The 19,878-nt window shown below is 64.7% G+C and carries 14 protein-coding genes; 6 read left to right on the plus strand and 8 right to left on the minus strand.

What is annotated here, in order from left to right; translation table 11 throughout:
- Positions 1–793: solute carrier family 23 protein (locus tag A5777_RS08560; RefSeq protein WP_197502324.1), on the minus strand; the 793-nt coding region annotated here is incomplete at its 3' end.
- A gap of 78 nt (positions 794–871) precedes the next feature.
- Here A5777_RS08560 and A5777_RS08565 point away from each other — a divergent pair.
- On the plus strand, positions 872–1,381 hold the full coding sequence (locus A5777_RS08565) for an NUDIX domain-containing protein (protein WP_197502325.1): 510 nt from the start codon (positions 872–874) through the stop codon (positions 1,379–1,381).
- A 101-nt stretch (positions 1,382–1,482) separates the two neighbouring features.
- Complete coding sequence (locus A5777_RS08570; protein WP_064862331.1) at positions 1,483–2,319, plus strand: class I SAM-dependent methyltransferase; 837 nt, start codon at positions 1,483–1,485, stop codon at positions 2,317–2,319.
- Positions 2,320–2,372: 53 nt separating this feature from the next.
- Here the strand turns inward: A5777_RS08570 and A5777_RS08575 are convergent, their stop codons facing one another.
- On the minus strand, positions 2,373–3,134 hold the full coding sequence (locus A5777_RS08575; RefSeq protein WP_005202213.1) for an SDR family NAD(P)-dependent oxidoreductase: 762 nt from the start codon (positions 3,132–3,134) through the stop codon (positions 2,373–2,375).
- Between the two features lie 41 nt (positions 3,135–3,175).
- The gene (locus A5777_RS08580; RefSeq protein WP_064862332.1) at positions 3,176–5,002 is read right to left on the minus strand and encodes an acyl-CoA dehydrogenase; all 1,827 of its coding nucleotides are present in this window, start codon (positions 5,000–5,002) and stop codon (positions 3,176–3,178) included.
- Between the two features lie 194 nt (positions 5,003–5,196).
- Between A5777_RS08580 and A5777_RS08585 the strand changes: the two genes are divergently transcribed.
- Entirely contained in the window at positions 5,197–5,784 is a 588-nt protein-coding gene (locus A5777_RS08585; RefSeq protein WP_064862333.1) for a TetR/AcrR family transcriptional regulator, read from the plus strand.
- 111 nt (positions 5,785–5,895) lie between these two features.
- On the opposite strand, the gene A5777_RS08590 is transcribed toward A5777_RS08585, so the two are convergent.
- Both A5777_RS08590 and A5777_RS08595 read right to left on the minus strand, forming a co-directional pair.
- On the minus strand, positions 5,896–7,839 hold the full coding sequence (locus A5777_RS08590) for an HNH endonuclease signature motif containing protein (RefSeq protein WP_064862334.1): 1,944 nt from the start codon (positions 7,837–7,839) through the stop codon (positions 5,896–5,898).
- Between the two features lie 695 nt (positions 7,840–8,534).
- Positions 8,535–10,031, minus strand: a complete 1,497-nt coding sequence (locus A5777_RS08595; protein ID WP_005207126.1) for an aldehyde dehydrogenase family protein — start codon at positions 10,029–10,031, stop codon at positions 8,535–8,537.
- A gap of 333 nt (positions 10,032–10,364) precedes the next feature.
- Between A5777_RS08595 and A5777_RS08600 the strand changes: the two genes are divergently transcribed.
- On the plus strand, positions 10,365–11,786 hold the full coding sequence (locus tag A5777_RS08600) for a purine-cytosine permease family protein (RefSeq protein ID WP_064862375.1): 1,422 nt from the start codon (positions 10,365–10,367) through the stop codon (positions 11,784–11,786).
- Complete coding sequence (locus A5777_RS08605; protein ID WP_064862335.1) at positions 11,783–13,351, plus strand: GMC family oxidoreductase; 1,569 nt, start codon at positions 11,783–11,785, stop codon at positions 13,349–13,351. The genes A5777_RS08600 and A5777_RS08605 overlap by 4 nt, the downstream gene beginning before the upstream one ends.
- On the opposite strand, the gene A5777_RS08610 is transcribed toward A5777_RS08605, so the two are convergent.
- Positions 13,332–14,897: an APC family permease gene (locus A5777_RS08610; protein ID WP_082933599.1), complete on the minus strand. Its 1,566-nt coding sequence runs from the start codon at positions 14,895–14,897 to the stop codon at positions 13,332–13,334. The genes A5777_RS08605 and A5777_RS08610 overlap by 20 nt on opposite strands.
- Before the next feature lie 110 nt (positions 14,898–15,007).
- Here A5777_RS08610 and A5777_RS08615 point away from each other — a divergent pair, with 110 nt between their 5' ends.
- Positions 15,008–15,949 (plus strand): LysR family transcriptional regulator, encoded by a 942-nt coding sequence (locus A5777_RS08615; RefSeq protein ID WP_064862336.1) that lies wholly within the window; start codon positions 15,008–15,010, stop codon positions 15,947–15,949.
- Here A5777_RS08615 and A5777_RS08620 read toward each other — a convergent pair.
- Together A5777_RS08620 and A5777_RS08625 are read right to left on the minus strand one after the other, a co-directional pair.
- Positions 15,943–17,637, minus strand: coding sequence for an amidohydrolase (locus tag A5777_RS08620; protein WP_064862337.1), 1,695 nt, complete (start codon positions 17,635–17,637; stop codon positions 15,943–15,945). The two genes, A5777_RS08615 and A5777_RS08620, sit on opposite strands and share 7 nt — an antisense overlap.
- Before the next feature lie 26 nt (positions 17,638–17,663).
- Positions 17,664–19,766, minus strand: coding sequence for an oxidoreductase (locus tag A5777_RS08625; protein WP_064862338.1), 2,103 nt, complete (start codon positions 19,764–19,766; stop codon positions 17,664–17,666).
- Positions 19,767–19,878: the final 112 nt, after the last annotated feature.

Genomic DNA, 19,878 nt, shown 5'->3' on the forward strand with positions numbered 1-19,878 from the left:
TGACCAACGCGACGATGATCATCGCGATGATCGAGCTGACGTCGAAGCTGGGGAAGCCGAAGTAGAACGGTTCGGGCACGGCGAACCATGAGCTCGATCCGACGTGGCTCCAGTCGGTCATCCCGAACGGAATCGAGATGAGTGTTCCTGCGACGAGGCCGAGGAGGATCGAGACACGTTTGACCGCGGGTGGCCCGAATCGTTCGAGCAGGATGATGATCAGCAGCGTGAGGAAGCCGAAGGCGATGGACTTGGGAGCACCGAAGTCCTCACCCTTCGCGGTGCCACCGCCGAACCAACCTGCGGCGACACTCATCAGTGAGATACCGATGATCAAGATGATCGTGCCGGTCACCAGTGGTGGGAAGAATCTGATGAGCCGTCCGACGATGGGCGCCACGAGCATCATGAACAGGCCGCACGCGATCACCGAGCCATAGATCGCGGTGATGCCGTGGTTGAGGCCGATGGTGATCATCGGGCCGACGGCCGCGAACGTCACGCCCTGCATCAATGGGAGGCGCACTCCGAAGCGCCAGAATCCCACCGCCTGCACAATCGTGGCGATACCTGCGACGAAGAGGTCGGCCGTGATCAGGTGCACGATCTCGTCCGAGCGCATCTGCCCTGCGCCGACCATTGCCCCGCCGACGATCAACGGAACGGCTACCGCTCCCGCGTACATCGCCATCACGTGCTGTAGGCCCAGAGGGAACAGTCGCGCCAGCGGTGGGATGTCGTCGACCGCGCGGGCGGCCTTTCTGCCATGTTTGATCGTGTCGAGAACGGTCACGGATCATTGTTCTACTTATCGGACGTTTCGGACACGACGCGATCGTGTGACGTCCCTGTTTCCGCCAGAATATATTCCGTGGACACGCGCACTCCCCGACACAGTTTCGGGCTCCTGGTATTTCGACGAACCGACGGGACAGCTTCGATCGAAGGCGGCTCTCTCGGAGGGATCGAGGTACTCATCGCGCACCCGGGTGGTCCGCTGTGGGCGCGCAAGGACGATGGCGCGTGGTCGGTGCCCAAGGGGCTGCCGGAGGCCGACGAGTCCCCGCTCGACACGGCGCGCCGCGAGTTCGCCGAGGAGATTGGGCACGCCGCTCCTCAAGGTGACGTCATCGAACTCGGTGACGTGCGCCAGAAAAGCGGCAAGGTCGTCACCGCCTTCGCTGTCGAGGGCGACGTCGACGTCGACACCGTCGTCAGCAACACGTTCGAGATGATGTGGCCGCCGCGGTCGGGGCGTATGCAGACATTTCCCGAAGTCGATCGGGCGCAGTGGTGTGGCCTCGACGAGGCGCGCGTGAAGCTGAACCCCGCGCAGGCGGAGTTCGTCGATCGACTCGAATCGGCGCTCGGCAAGCAGTGAACCTCCATAACCAGTAAACCTCCACAATCACTGGACGCCGCCTCTCACCGTTTGCTGACAACCATTGTCGATAAGGGGGTGGTCTCACTACGGTGGGTTGCATGACAGACGATGCGGCGGGTTTCAGGTTGGTCGGCTTGTTCAATTCGATCGGTACCGATTTCGACGCCTTGCGACCGAGTCTGTGGGGGCCTGCGGGTCAGGCTCTGGTCGACGAACTCGACATCCGGCCAGGGGAGCGCATCCTCGACATCTGTTCGGGGACCGGAGCGAGTGCGCTACCCGCTGCTCGGGCTACCGGATCGGCAGGCACGGTCGTCGCAGTCGATTTCGCGTCCGAACTACTCGACATCGCCGCTGCCAATGCGGCTGACGAAGGTCTGGAGATCGACTGCGTCGTCGCCGACGTCACGGCATTGAAAGCCGGAACATCGCCCTGCGTAACACCTTTCGACGTGGTGGCGTGTTCGTTCCGGGTTTTCTTCCTTCCGGACATGGACGACGCCGTGCGCAACGTGTTGAGTCTGCTGCGCCCGGGAGGGCGGATGGGGGCGTCGATCTGGCACGCCGACAGCCTTCGTGAGTTCAGCGAGACCTACCGCGCATCGGTTGCGGAGGTGGCAGGCGAAACGTCGCATCAAGGGCCGCGGAGCGGGAGTCGGATGCCGATCAGTCATATCGACACCGAAGAGTCTGTCTCGCAATGGTTCACGACGTTGGGCGCCCGAAAGGTCGACACGTCGGTGTACCGACTGCGCATCGAGTGCACGCCGGACTTCGCCTGGAAGTTGGTGGTGGGCACGGGGATGCGTGGCGCACTCACACCACTCGACGACGAGCAGATCGCACAGGTGCGGCAGGTGTTCCTCGAACGGCTGGCATCCGAGGGGCCCGCAGAGGTCAACTGCGACACACTGATCGCGGTGGCGACGGTTTGAATCGCCACCGCGGTCAGTGGTTGTGTCGGGCGGTTGCGCGGGCGGTAGCCGATCTAGGTGACCGTGATTCCGCCGTCGACCGCGATCGTCTGGCCGGTGACGTAGCCGCCTGCGGCCGAGCTCAGCCAGATCGCCGTGGCCGCGAGTTCCGAGGGATCTCCCATACGTCCCAGCAGGACTCGCGGCATCTGCGACTCGATGTATCCGGGTGCGTAGGTGTCTGTCATCTCGCTCTCGAAAAACCCGGGTGCAATCGCGTTGACGCGGATACCCTTTCGAGATCCCCACTGTTGGGCCAGATCGCGGGTGAGGCCGACGATGGCAGCCTTGCTCGCCGCATAGGCGGCCTGGGGGAGACCTGCGGTGGTCAGGCCCAAGATGCTGGAGATGTTGACGATAACGCTGCCCGGCTGCATGACTCGGCCCGCGGCCTGAGCCATCCAGTACGAGCCGTTGAGGTTGACGTCGATGACCGAACGGAACTGCTCCGGCGTCTCACGCGTTGCCGGTACCGCGGTGCCGATGCCCGCGTTGTTGATGAGGATGTCGACGCGGCCGAAAGTTTCGACGGCGCTGTCGATCACGCGCTGGCAGTCCGCGGGGTCGGAGACATCTGCCGCCACGGTCAGGGCTTTGCGTCCGAGTGCCTCGACCTGTGCTGCGGTCTCGGTCAGCCGGTCGGCGCGTCGGGCGGCGAGTACGACGTCGGCGCCTGCCTCCGCGAAGGCCGTGGCGAAGCGTACGCCGAGTCCCGACGAGGCGCCGGTGACGACGACGACCTTGTCGGTCACGTTGAACAGATCGAGTACTGACATGAAGTCTCTCCTGAGTCGATCGTGCGGGGATGTGTTGTGGGTCAGAATATTTCGGGACGCGCGTCGAGCGTCGTGCGGTCGAGCGCTGCGAGCAGGTCGAACTGGGCGTCGACCTTCGGTAGCTCATAGGTGAAGAAGTACTGCGCTGCGACGCGTTTGCCGTCGTAGAAGTCTCCGGTCTTGTCTGCGACGGCGAGCAATTGCTCGAGCCACATCCAGGCGATGACGATGTGTCCGGTGGCTTCGAGGTATGCGGTGGCGTTCGCGAGCGAGACCGCGACATCTCCTGCCGACCACACCTGCCCGGTCACGGTGACGAGTCGTTGGACGCGACTGCGCAATTCGTCGGCGAGAGCCGCAGTGGCGGGAGTGGAGCCAGCGCGGTCGGTGGTCTGGGTGATCGTGTTCGCGAGCAGTTCCAGGCCGGCTCCGCCATTCATGATGACCTTGCGGCCGAGCAGGTCGAGTCCGTGGATGCCATGTGCGCCCTCGTGGATGGGGTTGAGACGGTTATCGCGGTAGAACTGCTCGACGGGGAACTCGCGGGTGTAACCGTAGCCGCCGTGAATCTGGATGGCGAGATCGTTTGCGGTCAAACACCATTGGGACGGCCACGACTTGGAGATCGGCGTGAGGACATCGAGCAGCAGGCCCGCTCGAGTTGCCTCGCTTGCGTCTCCGGTCCGCTGCAGGTCGACGAGCTTGCCGGAGTACAGGCCGAGCGCGAGTGCCCCTTCGACATAGGCCTTCTGCGCCAACAACATCCGTTTGACATCGGCGTGCTCGATGATCGGGACGGGCTTGGAGGTCGGGTCCTTCTGGTCGACAGGACGCCCCTGCGTGCGGACCTTGGCGTACTCGAGGGATGTGAGGTAGCCCGCGTAACCCAGTGATGTTGCGAGGAATCCGACGCCGATGCGCGCCTCGTTCATCATGTGGAACATGTACTGGAGGCCTTTGTGCTCCTCGCCAACCAGGTAGCCGACCGCGCCGGGAACGGAGTGAGCGGGCGGGTTTTGTCCAGCGCCGGTGGATTCCGCGCCGGAGTTTTGTTCAGTGCGGTAGGTGCCGTCGCCGAAGTTGAGGAGGCAGTTGGTGGTCGCGCGCTGGCCCATCTTGTGATTGAGGCCGACGAGTGCGACGTCGTTGCGGGTGCCGTCCGGCAGGTACTTGGGAACGATGAACAGCGAGATGCCCTTGACTCCCGGCTTGCCGCCCGGAGCCTTGGCGAGCACGAGATGCACGATGTTCTCACCGAGTTCGTGGTCGCCTGCCGAGATCCACATCTTGGTTCCGGTGATGCGGTAGGTGCCGTCGTCAGTCGGTGTCGCCTTGGTCGTGATGTCGGCGAGTGAGGATCCGGCCTGCGGCTCGGACAGGCACATCGTGCCGAAGTAGCGTCCCTCGACCATGGGGCGAACCCAGGTGTCGATCTGTTCTGGTGTGCCGTACTCGGCGATCAGATTGGCGTTGCCGATCGTGAGGAACGAGTACGACGACATGCCTGCATTCGCCGCCTGAAACCACGACTGCGCAGCGAGACTCACGACGCTCGGCAATTGCATGCCGCCGAGCGATTCGTCGAACGAGCCCGCGCCCAGGCCCGCCTTGATGAACTCGGCGATGCCCGACTGGATTTCGTCGGGCAAGACGACGGCACCGTCGTCGCCGACGTAGGGCTCCTGGGTGTCGCCGAGTCGGTTGACCGGCGCGAAGCGTTTGGTCGCGAGGTCGGCGGCGAGTTCGAGCACGGCGTCGAATGTGTCTCGGGAGTGTTCGGCGAAGCGTTCGCGCTCGGTCAGTGACTCGACGTCGAGCCACTCGTAGAGCATGAATTCGAGGTCGCGTTTGGAGATCGGTTCGGCCATGACACTTTCCTTGAGGCAGCGTATTGCTGACTGCTCGACACCACGATCGGGTCACACGATCCGAAGTCCGACGTGACGGAATCGTCGTCCTAAGCAGTCGCTCATTTTATGAGCACTCGCTTATACTGCCTGGTGTGCCGGTTTGGGTCAACCATCAGGCGGGAATTCGACGAGCGAAACGGGGTGACGGCGACGTGACGACGCGGGAGTCGGCTGCAGCGCAGCGCATACGCGATGCGGCAATTGTGTCGTTCGCCCAACTCGGCTATGCGGGCACGTCGACGCGGCAGATCGCTGCCTCGTTGAAGATGAGCGCCGCGGCGATGTACCCACACTTCCGGTCGAAAGAGGACCTGCTGTACTCGATCGCCCTCGACGGACACCGCAGCGTCTACGAGGCGCTACGCGAAGTCGACGATCCGTCAGACCCGTACGCGGTTCGTCTGGAGAACGTCGTGAGTGCCTTCGCGCGGTGGCAGGCGGAGCATCACGAGCTGGCCAAGGTGGTCCAGTACGAACTGGGCGCGCTCACCGCCGATCACTACCGTTCGATCAGCGCGGTTCGCCGCAAGACGACCGCAATCCTCGCGACCATCGTCGCCGGAGGGGTCGCGGCCGGGGAGTTCGCGGCCGACGACCCGGACGATGTGGTGCTCGCCATCTCATCGCTGTGCGTCGACGTGTGCCGCTGGTTCCCCAGTCGAGATCACCGCGACCCCAGCATGCTGGGGACCGCGTACGCGCGTATGGCCCTGCGCATGGTGTTGGCGCGCGAGGGTTGATTCGACCAGGGTTGATTCGACGCCCAACCACGTCAGCCCCGCCACCGAATGTACGGTGCGGGGTGCTGACGGGTTGCGGTGCAACAGGATTGGCGGCGACGCCGCAGCCAGTCAGGCTGCGTCATACAGCGGCGGGTCGACGCCGCCGGGCGATTCGGGGGCGGCCGGCGGGTCCGGGTCAGGTGACGCGCCGGGGTCGGATGGCCCGCCGGGGTCCGTCGGCGGGTCCGGGTCGAGTTCGAGTGGTCTGGGTGGGTTCCACGTGAAGTCGGCGCGCTTCTCGCGGGCCGGGGTGTCGTCGGTGAGCATGCTCGCCACCAGTCGCAGTTCGACGCCGGTGAAGATCTGCTCATACGCGCTCGGCGTATCCGTTTTCCGGCGTGGCGATACAGCAGCGCCGCCAACGCTGGGTTCGCCTGCGCCGGTCATGCCGCTCGAACTCGCACCGCCGGCCGTTGTAATTCCAGCAGGATGCCCGGTGGTGTCGGTCGCGGTGTGTTCGGCGTTGATCTGTTCGGGGTTGATCTGCTCGGTGTGGGTGTGCGCGGTGCCGGTGTGCGCGGAGGCGAGATAGTCGCGGAAGTCGGCGGCCACGTCGGCCATTCGGTTCACATGTTCACGATTGGGTGGCATGCCGGGAGTGGCGTTCAACCGCCACGCCACTCGTCCGGTGTCGGGACCGTCGGTGATCATTCGCGTTGTGTACTGGCCGATATTCGGTCCGACCTTGCTGTTGTGCACGTCGCATGCGGGCACCAGTTGGTCGATATCGGTGAGTCCACCCTTCGCCCAGTCCTTGGCGGCGTGATGCATCTGTACTCGCGACGCGGGTTGGGTACAACCCGGTGCTGAACACATCCCGCCGCCATCGGAGGCGAACGAGGCGAAGCGTTGTCCGAGGGTGGCGATCCTTTTCGATCGACCCAAATACAGTGGCACGCTGGTGTGTTCGGCGAACACTGCGAGGAATGGCTGCGCGCCGCTGGTGGCAGCCATCTCGATCAGATCCTTGATCGGCAGTAGCGCTCCGGAGGCGGTCTGCGCCAAACCGGCCTGCTGCTCGAGTTCGGTGAGACTGGTTTTGACGATCACCTGGATCGGCAGCCCGCGATGAGACTTGCCGAGCATGCCGGAGTCGAGCACACGAGCCAGCAGCGCAGAGAAGGCGTCATGATTGCGTTGCGCTGCCGATCGCTCGTCACGTTGTGCCGCTGCGCGGAGCAGGTCGGGATCAGCCGAACCGACAGGTCCCGACGGCGAGTCGGGATCATCGGGATTGTTCATACCGGGTTTGCCCCACGCGTCCAGCACCGCATCCAGACGCGCGCGTGCGGCCGGATCGAGATCGGCGGTCAGCCGTGACATCAGTTGCGCATCTTGCCGATTCACCCAGAACGCACGACGACGCTTACGGTCTTTGGCGTCTGTCAGTGAGCCGTCGGGATCGAGATGGGCCAACAATCGTGCCCCGAGACTGCTGATTTCAGTCGGGGTGTATGAAGTCGCATAATCTGCCATCTGCGCCTCGGCGGCCGCACGCGTCTCTGCCGGAACGGCGCGAGGGATCTTGTTGAGCACATCGATGACGGCCCGTGCATGTGCGGGCGCCACCAATCCCTGCGCCACACGCTCGGCCAGGGTTGGACACTTCGGGGCCACTCGCTCACCCAGTATCGAGGTGAATGTGCCGGTTTCGGCGATCAGCCAATACCTGGCCGCAGGGTCACCGACGTGCAGATGACTGGCCAAAAACCCACTTAGATTGCGGTAGCCCAGCCTACGGTCGGCACTGCGATCAGACACCTCGACCACCAGACGGTCGGTCACAGCTCCCGAGGTGCGCCGAGCCAGCCGCTCGGCAACCTGCGCAGCTTCTACGAGGACTCCGTCCGACAGCGCCGACGCATCAACCTCAGCCAACGTGTCCAAGGCTGCTGACAGACGTGACAGTTGCTCAGCCACCGCGGCATCGGCCGAACCTGGCACGGTTGAAGCCAAAGCGGAAGGCGTGCTGGGGTTTTCGTCGATCTGCTCGTCGTGAAATTCTGTGGCCATCTGTTCTCACCCCCGCCCGTAAGTATCGCTACAGAGAATCGGCCGCCGAGATCGAGTCAAACAGCCTCTTCGAATATGTGTTCTATGCTACCTGACGAAACGGACATCCGCCAGGAGAATCCGAACAATCTTTCGATGAGAGGCGGTGTCCTTTCGGGTGTGATCTCATCTCCCAGAACAACGCGGAGACGCCTCAGCTCGCAAGTCCCCGCACGGCTGTGGCGCGACTACAGAGCGTCGCGAACAGGCCAAGCTGAGCGAACGGGGTGCGGCAGAACCGTGATCTCACCGGGAGGACGGATATGGGAGCACCACGGAAGTTCGATCAGTAGACCCGTGAGCCGGCGGTTCGGATGTATCACGACCGTTTGAAGGAGGCGGCCGAGTCGAAACTCGCCGCCAGTAAGCACGTCGGTGGCCTGTTCAACGTCAAACTGCGACGTTGCCCAACTGGATCGAGAAAGACGCCTGCTGGATTCAGGGCCGGGCGCGCAGACGGTCGCCGAGCATGAAGCCGAGGTCCACCGGACTTCGGCGTCAATTTGCCGAATTGCCAAGAACTAATGAGATTGTGAAGACTGCTTCAGCGCTTTTCGCAGCGGCGGAGATCGACCGCGGACTGCGGTGATCGAGGACACAACACACGGTGCCCTTGGCTCCGTCGGGCTGTGTCAGCTACCTCGCGGACGTTATTCTCAGCCGCGCGCGATCCACGTCGTCTTGAGTCCGGTGAACTTCTCGATCGCGTGGACCGACAGGTCCGAACCGAACCCCGATGCCCCGAAGCCGCCGAAAGGTGTTCCGGGAGAAAGGGCGTCGACAGTGTTGATCGAGACGGTTCCGGCGTGCAGATTGTCCGACATCCGCAGTGCGCGATCGAGATTCGAGGTCCATGCCGATGCTGCAAGCCCGAACGGAGTGTCATTGGCCAGGGCGACTGCCTCGTCCTCGGAATCGAACGCGATCACCGCCAGCACCGGGCCGAAGATCTCGTCGGTCATCACCGCCGAATCGGCGGGAAGGTCGACGACGACGGTGGGCTCCATGAAGCACCCGACGTCGCCGATTCGGTTGCCGCCAAGTGCTATTCGTCCGTCTTCGCGCGCCTGATCGACGAAGCCGAGGACGAGGTCGAGTTGCTTGCGCGTCACCATGGCGCCCGTTGTCGACGCCGGGTCGAGCGGGTCGCCAGGCAAGTAAGCCCCAGCCTTCTCGACAACCTTGTCGACGAATTCGTCGAGTATTTCGCGCTGCACCAGAAGTCGGCTGTTGGCAGAGCAGACCTCGCCCTGATTGCCGAAGATGCCGAAACAGGCCATCTCTGCGGCGGCGTCGAGGTCGGCGCAGTCGGCGAACACCAGGTTGGGGCTCTTGCCGCCACACTCGAGCCAGACCTGCTTCATGTTCGATTCTGCGCTGTAGGCCAAGAACTTCTTTCCGACCTCCGTGGAGCCGGTGAATGTCAGGCACTGCACGTCGGAGTGGAGTCCGAGCGCACGACCGGCGTCGGCGCCCAGGCCCGGCACGACGTTGAAGACGCCGGGTGGGATCCCGGCTTCGACCGCGATCTCGGCCAAGCGCAGAGCCGAAAGCGGGCTTTCCTCAGCAGGTTTGAGGACGACGGTGTTGCCCGCGGCCAGTGCGGGTGCGACCTTCCATGCTGCGATGTCGAGCGGAAAGTTCCAGGGCACAACTGCGCCGACGACGCCCAGCGGTACCCGGCGAACCATGGCGACGCTGCCGTCGGCGGTCGGGGGCAACTCGCCCGGGATCTTGTCGGCCACCTCGCCGTAGAACCGGAAAACGGCTGCGGCGCCGGGGACTTCGACCTCGTACGAATCGCGGATCGCCTTGCCCATCTCCAGCGTCACGAGCGTCGCGAGTTCCTCGGCATGCTGTTCGATCAGGGTGGCGAAGCGGATGAGTACCGTCCCGCGCTCGCCGGCGGACAGCTTCGACCAGCGCCCGTCGTCGAAGGCTCGACGCGCAGCGGCGACGGCGACGTCGACGTCCTCGGCGTTGCAGGCGGCGACGGAGGCGAGCACGGTGTCCGTCGCAGGGTTCACGACGTCGAAGGTCGTGCCGGACTGTGCGGAGAGCCACTGGCCATCGATGAACGCCTGGGAGCAGAACGCGATCTCGCCTGCGCGCGCGGACCAGTCGATCGAGGTGAGGTCGGGTAGATCGGTCATGACTCTATCGTGACGGGAAATCGTGAAGCGCGATAGATCAGGCAGCGCCGATTTATCTGACGTTCTACATCGGTCTGGTCGATGTAAGGGGGCGCCGACGTGGTACGGCTGCCCGTCAGCGCCGAGAACGTATAGCGCAACGAGGTCATCTGTTCTCTAGATGTAAAAGTCCGGAACTTTCTGTTTTCCCGGTGATGCTGATCGCCTCGATACTTGCTGAACAGCCCCGACGCCGTGGCCGTGGCTCGCTCCGAACCGCACACCGTGACACCCGCCAGACACACGCGCACAGGCCGATCCAGTGCCGCCCACACAGAGCAGAGGTATCTCCCGATGAACACGTCAACCCAGCCGTCGACGGGCGCAGCGCCGTCGGTGGAGCGCCGCACCATCGACCACATTCCGCACGACGAACGGCACGGCCGCGCGCGCGACATCTTCACCGTGTGGTTCGGCTCGAACATCATGCTGCTGACGATCATCACCGGAGCGCTGGCCACCACCGTGTTCGGGCTGCCCTTCTGGGCGGGCGCGATCGCAGTCGTCGCTGGCAATCTCGTGGGCGGTGTGGTCATGGCGCTGCACGCGGCGCAGGGCCCGCAGATGGGTGTACCCCAGATGCTCCAGACCCGAGCACAATTCGGTTCGCTGGGCAGCCTGCTCGTGGTGGTGCTCGTCGTCTTCATGTATCTGGGATTCTTCGCGTCGAACGCGGTGCTCGGCGGCAAAGCCTTCGCCGAAGTGACCGGGCTGCCGGACAACTGGGCGATCTTCATCATCGGTGCCATCAGCGTCGTCGTGACGATGATCGGCTACAAGCTGATTCACTCCATGGCGGCTGTGCTGTCGGTGGTCGCGGGCCTGGCGCTCCTCCTCGCGTTCGTCTGGATGATCGGTGTCAATGGGTTGCCGACGGATACCTGGCACAGCAGCGGGTTCACCTGGGCAGGCTTCATGGCCACGTTCTCCGCAGCGGCGTTGTGGCAGATCGCCTACGCGCCCTACGTGTCGGACTACACGCGCTATCTGCCGCGCGACACCGGAGTGAAGACGGCCTTCTGGGCAACCTATGCGGGATGTGTTCTCGGGTCGGTACTTCCGATGCTGCTCGGTGTGCTGATCGGCGCCGCTCTGCCCGACTCCGACACCCTCGCGGGCATGGGAACGTTGACCCATGGGATCTCCACGGGGCTGTTCCTCGTCTTCGCCGTCGGTATCAGCGTCACCAACGGCATGAACCTCTACTGTGGCGCGCTCTCCACGATCACAGTGGGACAGAACATCTTTCCTCGATGGCGAGCACAGGCGACGAGCCGTGCAGTCATCGCGCTCGTGCTGTTCGCCATCGCGATGCTGCCTGCTCTGCTCAGTGCAGACGACTTCCTGGCCAACTACGCCAACTTCTTGGCCCTGCTCCTCTGCGTCCTGATTCCCTGGACCGCAGTCAATCTCGTCGACTACTACCTCCTACGCCACGGCGAGTACGACATCGAATCACTCTTTCGTCGCGACGGCGGTGTCTACGGTCGATTCAACTGGATCGCCATTGCGTGCTACGTGATCGGTATCGGAGTTCAGATTCCGTTCCTCTCGACGACTCTGTGGACCGGTCCGTTGGCGAAAGAGATTGGCGGCGTCGATATCTCGTGGATTGTCGGGCTCGCTGTCATCTGCCCGCTCTACTACGTCCTGATGGCCACCCGTAAGAGCGAGGCGCCGGCGAGCGCGAACCTGGCGTCAGAGCCGGCGGCATGAGCAATCCTGACAACCCCGGTTCTCCTGACAAGTCCAGTGCTCCTGACTATCTCGTCGTAGGAGGCGGCACGGCAGGCTGCATCGTGGCGGCTCGTCTGAGCGAGGACCCCGCGGTGACGGTCACGGTCCTCGAGGCCGGCCCGAGTGACGAGCACGAGCCCCGCGCCCGCTCGATTCGACGGTGGGCGGAGATGCTCGAGAGCGAGTACGACCAGGACTACCGCAGCGTGCCGCAGGAGCGTGGCAACTCCGGAATTCGTCAGGCGCGCATGCACATCCTCGGAGGCTGCGCGACGGCCAACACGATGATCACGTGGCGACCGCTGCGCGCAGACATCGACGAGTGGGTCGCGCTGGGGGCCGACGGTTGGGACGCCGATACGCTCGGCCGTTGTTTCGACAAGCTCGTCACCCCCATTGCGCCCGTCGCGGAAGCCGATCGCAATCCGTACGTCGCCGACGTCGTCGACGCTGCTCGCTGCGCTCTCGACGTGCCGGCCCGAGCCGGCTGGAATCGCGACGCCGACTTTGCGAACACGGGGGAGGGTGCCGGATTCTTCGACATCGGCTACACCCCCGAATCCAACCTACGATCGTCGACCTCGGTGCACTATCTGCACCCCGTACTCGCCGAGCGATCCAATCTGACTGTGCTGCACCATGAACTGGCCAGTTCGATCATCTTCGACGGCGACCGCGCCGTCGGAGTGCGGACCATCGCGCGCGACGGTAGCGAGAACGATCACTTCGCGACGCGCGAAGTGATCGTCTGCGCGGGTGCGATCGCTTCACCCGCACTGCTACAGCGCTCAGGAATCGGCCCGAGCGACGTGCTCACCCGGGCGGGAGTGCCGGTGCGCGTCGTCGCACCCGGCGTCGGTGAGAACCTCATGGATCACGCCGAAGGACTCATCGTGTGGGAGACCGATCGCGACGTGCCGTCGACCTGCGCCACCGGGTGGGACGCGGGTGCTGCGTTGCGCGTCGACGAGTCGAGTCCCGCCCGTCCCGACGTGCTCATGCATTTCCCGGTCGAGGCCGTCGCGGATCATGCCGTCAGCTACGGCGTCGACATGCCTGAACGGATCATCTCGATCGCGCCGAACGTAGCAAAGCCGCGCAGCCGCGGCCGGGTCCAGATCGTCGACGACGATCCGTCGACCCCGCCGTCGATCGACTACCGGTACTTCACCGACCCCGACGGGGTGGACGAGGCGATGCTCGTGGCGGGCATTCGTGCCGCACGACGTATCGCGGCAACCGCACCGATGTCGAAGTGGGTTGTGCGCGAGGTGTTCCCGGGCGAGGCCCTGCAGTCCGACGACGAACTGTCGTCGGCACTGCGGGCCACGCATCAGACGGTCTACCACGTATCCGGAACCTGCAGGATGGGATCAGACGACGACCCGATGGCCGTGCTGGACCCATCGTTGCGAGTTCGTGGGGTCAGTGGGCTGCGTGTCGTCGATGCCGCTGTCTTCCCGACGCTCACCTCGGTCAATCCTGTCGGCACCATCATGAGCGTTGCCGAACGCGCCGCGGAGATCATCGCTGCTCAACAGTGAGCGGGTTGGTGCGTCGCGACTTTCTCGCGACGAGGTATCCGGCGGTGGCGATCAGGGTGAGTACGGCCAGAGTCCCGAGCGTGAACGCCTCGAAGCGGACGCGTGAGACCTTCCAGGTGTCGAGGAACGCGTAGTCGAGGCCGAACAGGCTCTCCAGGGTGCCCGGGAAGACCGCGACCCAGACCCCGAGTGCCGCCCAGAATGTCGCGAGTCCCGCCGCGATGCCCATGCCGATGGTTCCGCCGGGGACGGCGTAGGGCCGCGGCGTGTTCGGATGGTTGATGCGCAGGCGGAATGCCGCGGGAAAGACGAAGAGGTAGGCGATCAGCGACGTCGAGATGGTGATGGTGAGCACCACCGTGAACGTCGCTGCGCTGTCACCGCCGGAGAATACGACGCCGACGATCATGAACGCCAGAGCGATCACGCCGGTGAAGATGCCGACCCGAATCGGCGAACCCGTCTTGGCGTCGAACTTCGCGAAGTAGGGGAAGAAGCCGCCGTCGCCGGCGGCCACCGCCAACGCGCGGTTCGCGGCCATCGCCCAGGTGGCGCCGGTGATTCCGAGCGCGATGATGAACGCGATCACCGCAACTTTCACGAGGATCGACGCCGCTGACCCGTAGACACCGAAGACGGTGTCGAGTGCAGCCATGAAACCCCCGATACCGGTGATCTTGTCGCTCGGCAACACCAGCAGCAGTGCCAGTACCGGCAGCGCGTAGACCATCAGACCGATGCATCCGCTCATCGCGATACCGCGCGGAACGTCGCGCTGCGGATTCTGCATCTCGCCGCCCGCCTGGCTGGGAACCTCGAAACCGACGAGGGAGAACAGGAGCAGCGGTACGAGGCCGAGGAAGCCGCCTAGCGTCGGCGACCAGGTGACCGAGCCGATTCCGTTGAATCCGTGCTGAATTCCGTAGATGACAGTCGTCACGAGGAACACGGCGGCCAGGATCAGCTTGAGGTAGGTCCCGAGTTGCAGCACTGCCCTCGCCCGGCGCATCGACAGCAGCGTCACTGCGACGGCTGCCACGACGAAGAGCGTCTTGAAGAGAAAGTCGCCCGCGGTGCCCGAACCGATCGGATGGATGAACGTGCTCCATGCTTCAGTGCTGATGAAGGCGAGCGACCCGCCGATCCACAACGGGTTGATCGACCAGTACATGACCGTGGCGATGGACGCGGGTAGACGGCCGAAGGCGCGCTTGACCCACTCGAACAGTCCGCCCTCGTCGGGAAATGCGCTACCCAGCTCCGAGGTGACGAGGCCGTACGGCACCATCCACAGCAGCGCCAACACGACGAGCCATGTGAAGGTCTCTCCGCCGAAAGACGAGATCTCGCCCACCATGTCGAGGCTGATCAGTGCCGACAGGATCATGATCGGAACATCGAAGCGACGCAACGAGTGTCGGAGGTTCGGCCCGCCTTGTCCGAGGTCGGGGTGAATCTGCCCGGGATGCGCCTGTGTGGGATGAGCCGGTGTGGAAGGTGCCTGGGCGGCGGGTGTCCGTCCCGGGTCGGAATGCGAGAGTGTCATGGAGGTACTCCTGGATGGAAGTGGATTCTTCGCGCGGCGTCAGATAGCCGTCGGGATGAGGCGAGGTTCTGTAGAGTCGGGGTTCTCGTGCATCGGCATTGATCGAGCCGATGCCGCGCCGGATCGTCTGTGAGGTCGTCGTGGCTGATTACACGTTGCGTCAGTTGGAGTATTTCGTCGCCGTGGCCGAGGCGGGGAGTATCACCCGCGCGGCGTCGGCGGTGCACCTATCGCAGTCGGCGATGTCGACGGCGCTGACCGATCTCGAAGGCGCACTGGGGATTCAGCTTCTTGTCCGTCATCACGCCAAGGGCATCACGTTGACTCCCGCAGGTCGACAATTGCTCGTGGCGAGCCGCCAGTTGTTGGCATCCGCAGCCGATCTTCGTTCTGCCGCACACGGATTGGGCGGCTCGCTGACCGGAACCCTGACGATCGGTTGCTTCGAGGTCATGGCGCCCTACCTCCTTCCTGAGTTGTTGTCCATCGCAGCCGAGAAGCTGCCGAACCTGGAGTTGGTGACCACCGAGGTCGACATGGCCGACCTGGCCGAGGGTGTCGCGAACGGAACATTCGAGATGGGTATCGGATACGACCTCGTCGACGACCCGCGACTCAAACGGTGGCCGCTACGTCGTGTTCCGCCCTACGCTCTGGTCGCGGGCTCGCACCGACTCGCCAAACGGCGGAAGGTCCGACTCGCCGACCTGGCCGACGAACCCATGGCGCTGCTCGACCTGCCACACAGCCGTGACTACTTCCGGCAGGTCTTCGCCGACGCCGGCGTCGAACCCGTTGTGCGCTACCGCTCGACGACCGTCGAGACCTGTCGCGCGCTGGTCGGACGTGGCCTGGCATACACGGTGCTCAACCTGCAGTCCGCCGTGCCGATGGCGCTCGACGGACATCCGGTCGCAGCGATACCCATCGCCGACGAGACGCCCGCACTCACGATGGTCCTGCTCAATGCGATCGCCGCGCGACCGACCCGGCGTGCGGCAGTCGTCGCCGAACTGTGCCGAGACCTGTTCGGCGACACCTCCGCTCAGTGAGCGCATGCCCGGCCACCGATATTCTCGCCGAGCGCGCTACCCCCGACAACATTTCCCCCGACCATCGTCAGTTGTGCAGTGAGGCAACCGATGTCCTGCGCTGTCGAGATGTCACCGGAGAGTGCGACGAGGTCGGCGTCCTTGCCGATCTCGATCGAACCGGCGTGTTGAGCGCAGTGGGCGGCGCGCGCCGCGCCGATCGTGTAGGCATCGACGGCGGTCCGCAGAGTGAGCGCCTCCTCGGCGACGAGCGGCACGGTGCGGGCGTCGGTGCCGATTGCATGCGGATCGGCGTCAGAACCGGTTCGATTCACCGCGGTGTGGATTGCCCACAGCGGATTGGGATCGGTGACCGGCCAGTCGCTGCCCATCGCCAGCGTCCCACCGGCCGCGCTGATCGAACCGAAGGGGAAGTGCCATCGCTCGCGGTCGGCGCCCAGTAGCGGGAGCTTGCGTTCGACGATCTCGATGTCGCGGCGAGCCCACAGTGCCTGGATGTTCGCCATCACGCCGAGCGCTGCGAAGCGTGGAATATCCTGCGGGTCAACCACATCCAGATGCGCGATCTGGTGTGCGGCGTCGAACTCCGGATTGGCGGCGCGTGCGGCCCCGAGCGCATCGAGGCATTCGCGGACCGCGCGGTCGCCGACTGCGTGCATGTGGATGTGGAACTCGTCGCGTGCGAGGAGTGCGCAGACCTCGTTCAGTTCTGCCGGGTCGATGAAGGAGAGCCCGGTGGGGTCGGCCCCGGTCGGCAGGTCGGAGTAGGGCGCAAGCATTGCGGCAGTGCAGTTTTCGCAGATCCCGTCCTGCATCACCTTGACGGTGTCGACGTGAAACCGGCCGCCGTGTCGCGAGAGTGCCCGGCGTTCGCGGACTGCGTCGATCTGCGAGAGCCCCTGCTCGGCCGCCCACCACAATGCGCCGCACACGCGTGCGGTCAACTCGCCGGCCTCGTCCGCGGCGAGGTACGTCGCGAGTGTGTCGGAGAGGCCGAATGCCGGGATGTCGACGCCCGCGTCCTGCCAGCCGGTGACGCCGACGGAGTGCAGTCGACGCTGAGCTGTCAACAATGCCTCGCGCAGCACGTCGTCGTCGATCTCGGGCGCGAGTGCCTGGACGCTGTCGGCCGCCCGCTCGAACAGGACGCCGGTGGGTTCGCCCGCGGCGTCGCGGTCGATACGTCCACCCGTCGGGTCCGGGGTGTGCCGGTCGATTCCGGCGTCGGCGAGTGCGGCACTGTTGACCCAGACGCCGTGTCCGTCGTGGCTGGAGAGCACCGCCGGTCGGTCCGCGACCACCTCGTCGAGATCGGCACGCGTGGGCAGACCGCCGGGAAATGCGTCGCCATACCAACCACTTCCGGTGATGACCGGGGCATCGGGGTGTGAGTCGACGTAGGCCGCGATGGCCTCGAGGTAACCGCGCCGGTCATGTGCAAGCTCGGACAGATCACAGCGCAGCGCTGCGAGTCCGCCTGCCACTGGATGCACGTGCGCATCGATGAACCCCGGGAGTAGGCTTGCTCCCGCGAGGTCGTGGATGACGGTCGACGCCGAGACGAGGTCACGGTCGACGTCCGACGCGATCGCGACGATGGTGCCGTCGGACACCGCGACCGTGCTCGCCGGTGGCATACCGAGTGGTTGCCACACCGCGGCGTTGGTGAAAATGTGATCTGCGTACATCACCACTCCTGTGGTCAGTGGGGCCGTCAGGACACCGAGACCGGCGTGCTGAACACCGGCTCGATCGACAACCCGGTGACCTCACGGCGGAACGGCACCGGATCGTCGTTACGCGGCGCGTCGAGTTCCTCGGCGAACCGGTGTCCCGACCAGACTGCTGCAGCGATGGTCGACGGCGCCCAGGCGTCGCCGACACCGGTGACGCTGCTGACTCCCGCAGCGGCCCAGTCGTCGCCGCGCTCCTGCAGTTGGGTGTAGAGCTCGTCGTGGGGGAGACGTGCGGTCACCATGACGACGGCGTCGGCGTCGAGATGCCCTGTCCGACCGGTGAATCGGCATGCGGTCTGCACGCCTGACGCGTCGACAGCTGTCACGGCGGTGTCGGTGCATACGTCGACGCCGGCATCCATGATGCGCGCGCGGATGCGGTGAGCCTCCATGGTGTTGGTGGTCCACTGCGACACCTGGGGGACCGGGGTGACGAGCGTGACCGCGAAGCCTTCCTTGGCCAGCATCTCCGCGATGACAGCACCGAGGTAGTAGTGGTCGTCGTCGAACAGCACGACTCGCTTGCCGGTAGGCCGCGCCCCGGCCATGATGTCGTCCGGAGTGAAGACCGCTGTGCTGGAATCGATCTCGATGGGATGTGTGTGCCAGCGGCCGACACCGTCGTTACGCCACGACGCCCCGGTCGCGATCACGACGTGGTCGAAACCGTACTCGAGGATGTCGTCGGTGCTCATCGGCGATTCGCGATAGATCTCGACGTTGTCGAGCCGGTCGAGTTGCTGGAGCCGGTAGTCGATGACGCGAATCCATGCGGAGAGCCCGGGAAGCTTCGACTCGCGGGCCACACGGCCACCGAGCACCCGGCTCGCCTCGGTGAGCGTCACGGGATACCCGCGATTACCCAGTGCCCGAGCGGCTTCGAGGCCCGCCGGTCCCGCACCGACGACGAGCACCGAGGCGTCGGAGCCCTTCACCGAGATGCGCTCCGGATGCCAGCCGCGTCGGAATTCCTCACCCATTGTGGGGTTTTGCGTACACCGGATCGGCGACATGGTGAAATCGCCGGACACGCAGATGTTGCAACCGATGCACTCGCGGATGTCTGCGAGGTCACCGCGTTCGATCTTGTTGGGCATGAAGGGATCTGCGATCGACGGTCGAGCGGCGCCGATGAGGTCCAGGATGCCCGACTTCACGTGGCGCACCATGGTGTCGGGAGAGGTGAAGCGGCCCACTCCGACGACGGGCTTGGTGGTGAGTTGCTTGAGTCCGGTGACGTAAGGTTCCTGCTCGGCCTCGGGGCCGAAGCGCGAGGTCACCGAGTCGTCCTCCCAGCTTCCGAGCACGAGGTCCCAGAGGTCGGGATGCTCGCCGATCAGGCCGAAGACGTCTTCCATCTCGCTGCGGGTGATGCCGTCGTCGCCGAGCAGTTCGTCGACCGAGATGCGGCACGCGACAGCGGCTTTGCCGTCGGCGATCTCGCGGGTGTCCTCGAGGATCTCGCGGATGAGGCGGACACGGTTCTCGAGGCTGCCGCCGTACTCGTCGGTGCGGTTGTTGTATCGACGCGACAAGAAGTGGTGCAGACCGCCGATCGCGTGTCCCGCGTAGACGTAGACGATGTCGTAGCCGGCTTTCAGTGACCGATGGACCGAATCCGCATGCCATTTGCGCAGATCGACGATGTCGGCCTTCGTCATCGCACGGGCCTGCACCGGATCGAGATTCCACGAGACGACGGGCAGATGCTGTGGTGCCAGCGGAGTTTCGCGGCTGATCAGGTTGGGGCTGTTGAGTCCGTTGTGCGCCAGCTCGATTCCCGCGAGCGCACCGCCCTCGTGAATCTGCTCGGCGATACGCGCGATCGCGGGCATGTCCTGGTCGTCCCAGAGGCGAAGCTCGATGAACGGTCCGATATCCGAGGTGGGATGGATCTCGACCTGCTCGGTGCAGACCACGGCCCACCCGCCCTCGGCTTTTGTCCGACGCATCGCCGCCTCGCCGGACGGATCGCGGTACCCCATGCCGTTGCAATGCGGCACCTGGAAGAACCGGTTGCGGGCGGTGACCGGTCCGATCCGGACCGGTTCGAAGAGGATGTCGTAGCGATGGTCGCGCATGTGAATCTCCGTCGAGAGGTGCTGCGGCGTGAAAATGCTTGGCGCAGTGATCAGTTGTGGGCTGTGGAGTCGGCGTCGGGCAGTGGCGGCGACTCGTGTCATTCTTTGAGGT

Source organism: Gordonia sp. 852002-10350_SCH5691597 (assembly GCF_001665715.1).
Classification (GTDB): domain Bacteria; phylum Actinomycetota; class Actinomycetes; order Mycobacteriales; family Mycobacteriaceae; genus Gordonia; species Gordonia sputi.

Coding starts and splice junctions, on each gene's coding strand:
- A5777_RS08570 (WP_064862331.1), top strand. CDS start 1,483: ATGACAGACGATGCGGCGGGTTTCAGGTTGGTCGGCTTGTTCAATTCG.
- A5777_RS08575 (WP_005202213.1), bottom strand. CDS start 3,134: ATGTCAGTACTCGATCTGTTCAACGTGACCGACAAGGTCGTCGTCGTC.
- A5777_RS08580 (WP_064862332.1), bottom strand. CDS start 5,002: ATGGCCGAACCGATCTCCAAACGCGACCTCGAATTCATGCTCTACGAG.
- A5777_RS08590 (WP_064862334.1), bottom strand. CDS start 7,839: ATGGCCACAGAATTTCACGACGAGCAGATCGACGAAAACCCCAGCACG.
- A5777_RS08595 (WP_005207126.1), bottom strand. CDS start 10,031: ATGACCGATCTACCCGACCTCACCTCGATCGACTGGTCCGCGCGCGCA.
- A5777_RS08600 (WP_064862375.1), top strand. CDS start 10,365: ATGAACACGTCAACCCAGCCGTCGACGGGCGCAGCGCCGTCGGTGGAG.
- A5777_RS08605 (WP_064862335.1), top strand. CDS start 11,783: ATGAGCAATCCTGACAACCCCGGTTCTCCTGACAAGTCCAGTGCTCCT.
- A5777_RS08610 (WP_082933599.1), bottom strand. CDS start 14,897: ATGACACTCTCGCATTCCGACCCGGGACGGACACCCGCCGCCCAGGCA.
- A5777_RS08615 (WP_064862336.1), top strand. CDS start 15,008: ATGCCGCGCCGGATCGTCTGTGAGGTCGTCGTGGCTGATTACACGTTG.
- A5777_RS08620 (WP_064862337.1), bottom strand. CDS start 17,637: ATGTACGCAGATCACATTTTCACCAACGCCGCGGTGTGGCAACCACTC.
- A5777_RS08625 (WP_064862338.1), bottom strand. CDS start 19,766: ATGCGCGACCATCGCTACGACATCCTCTTCGAACCGGTCCGGATCGGA.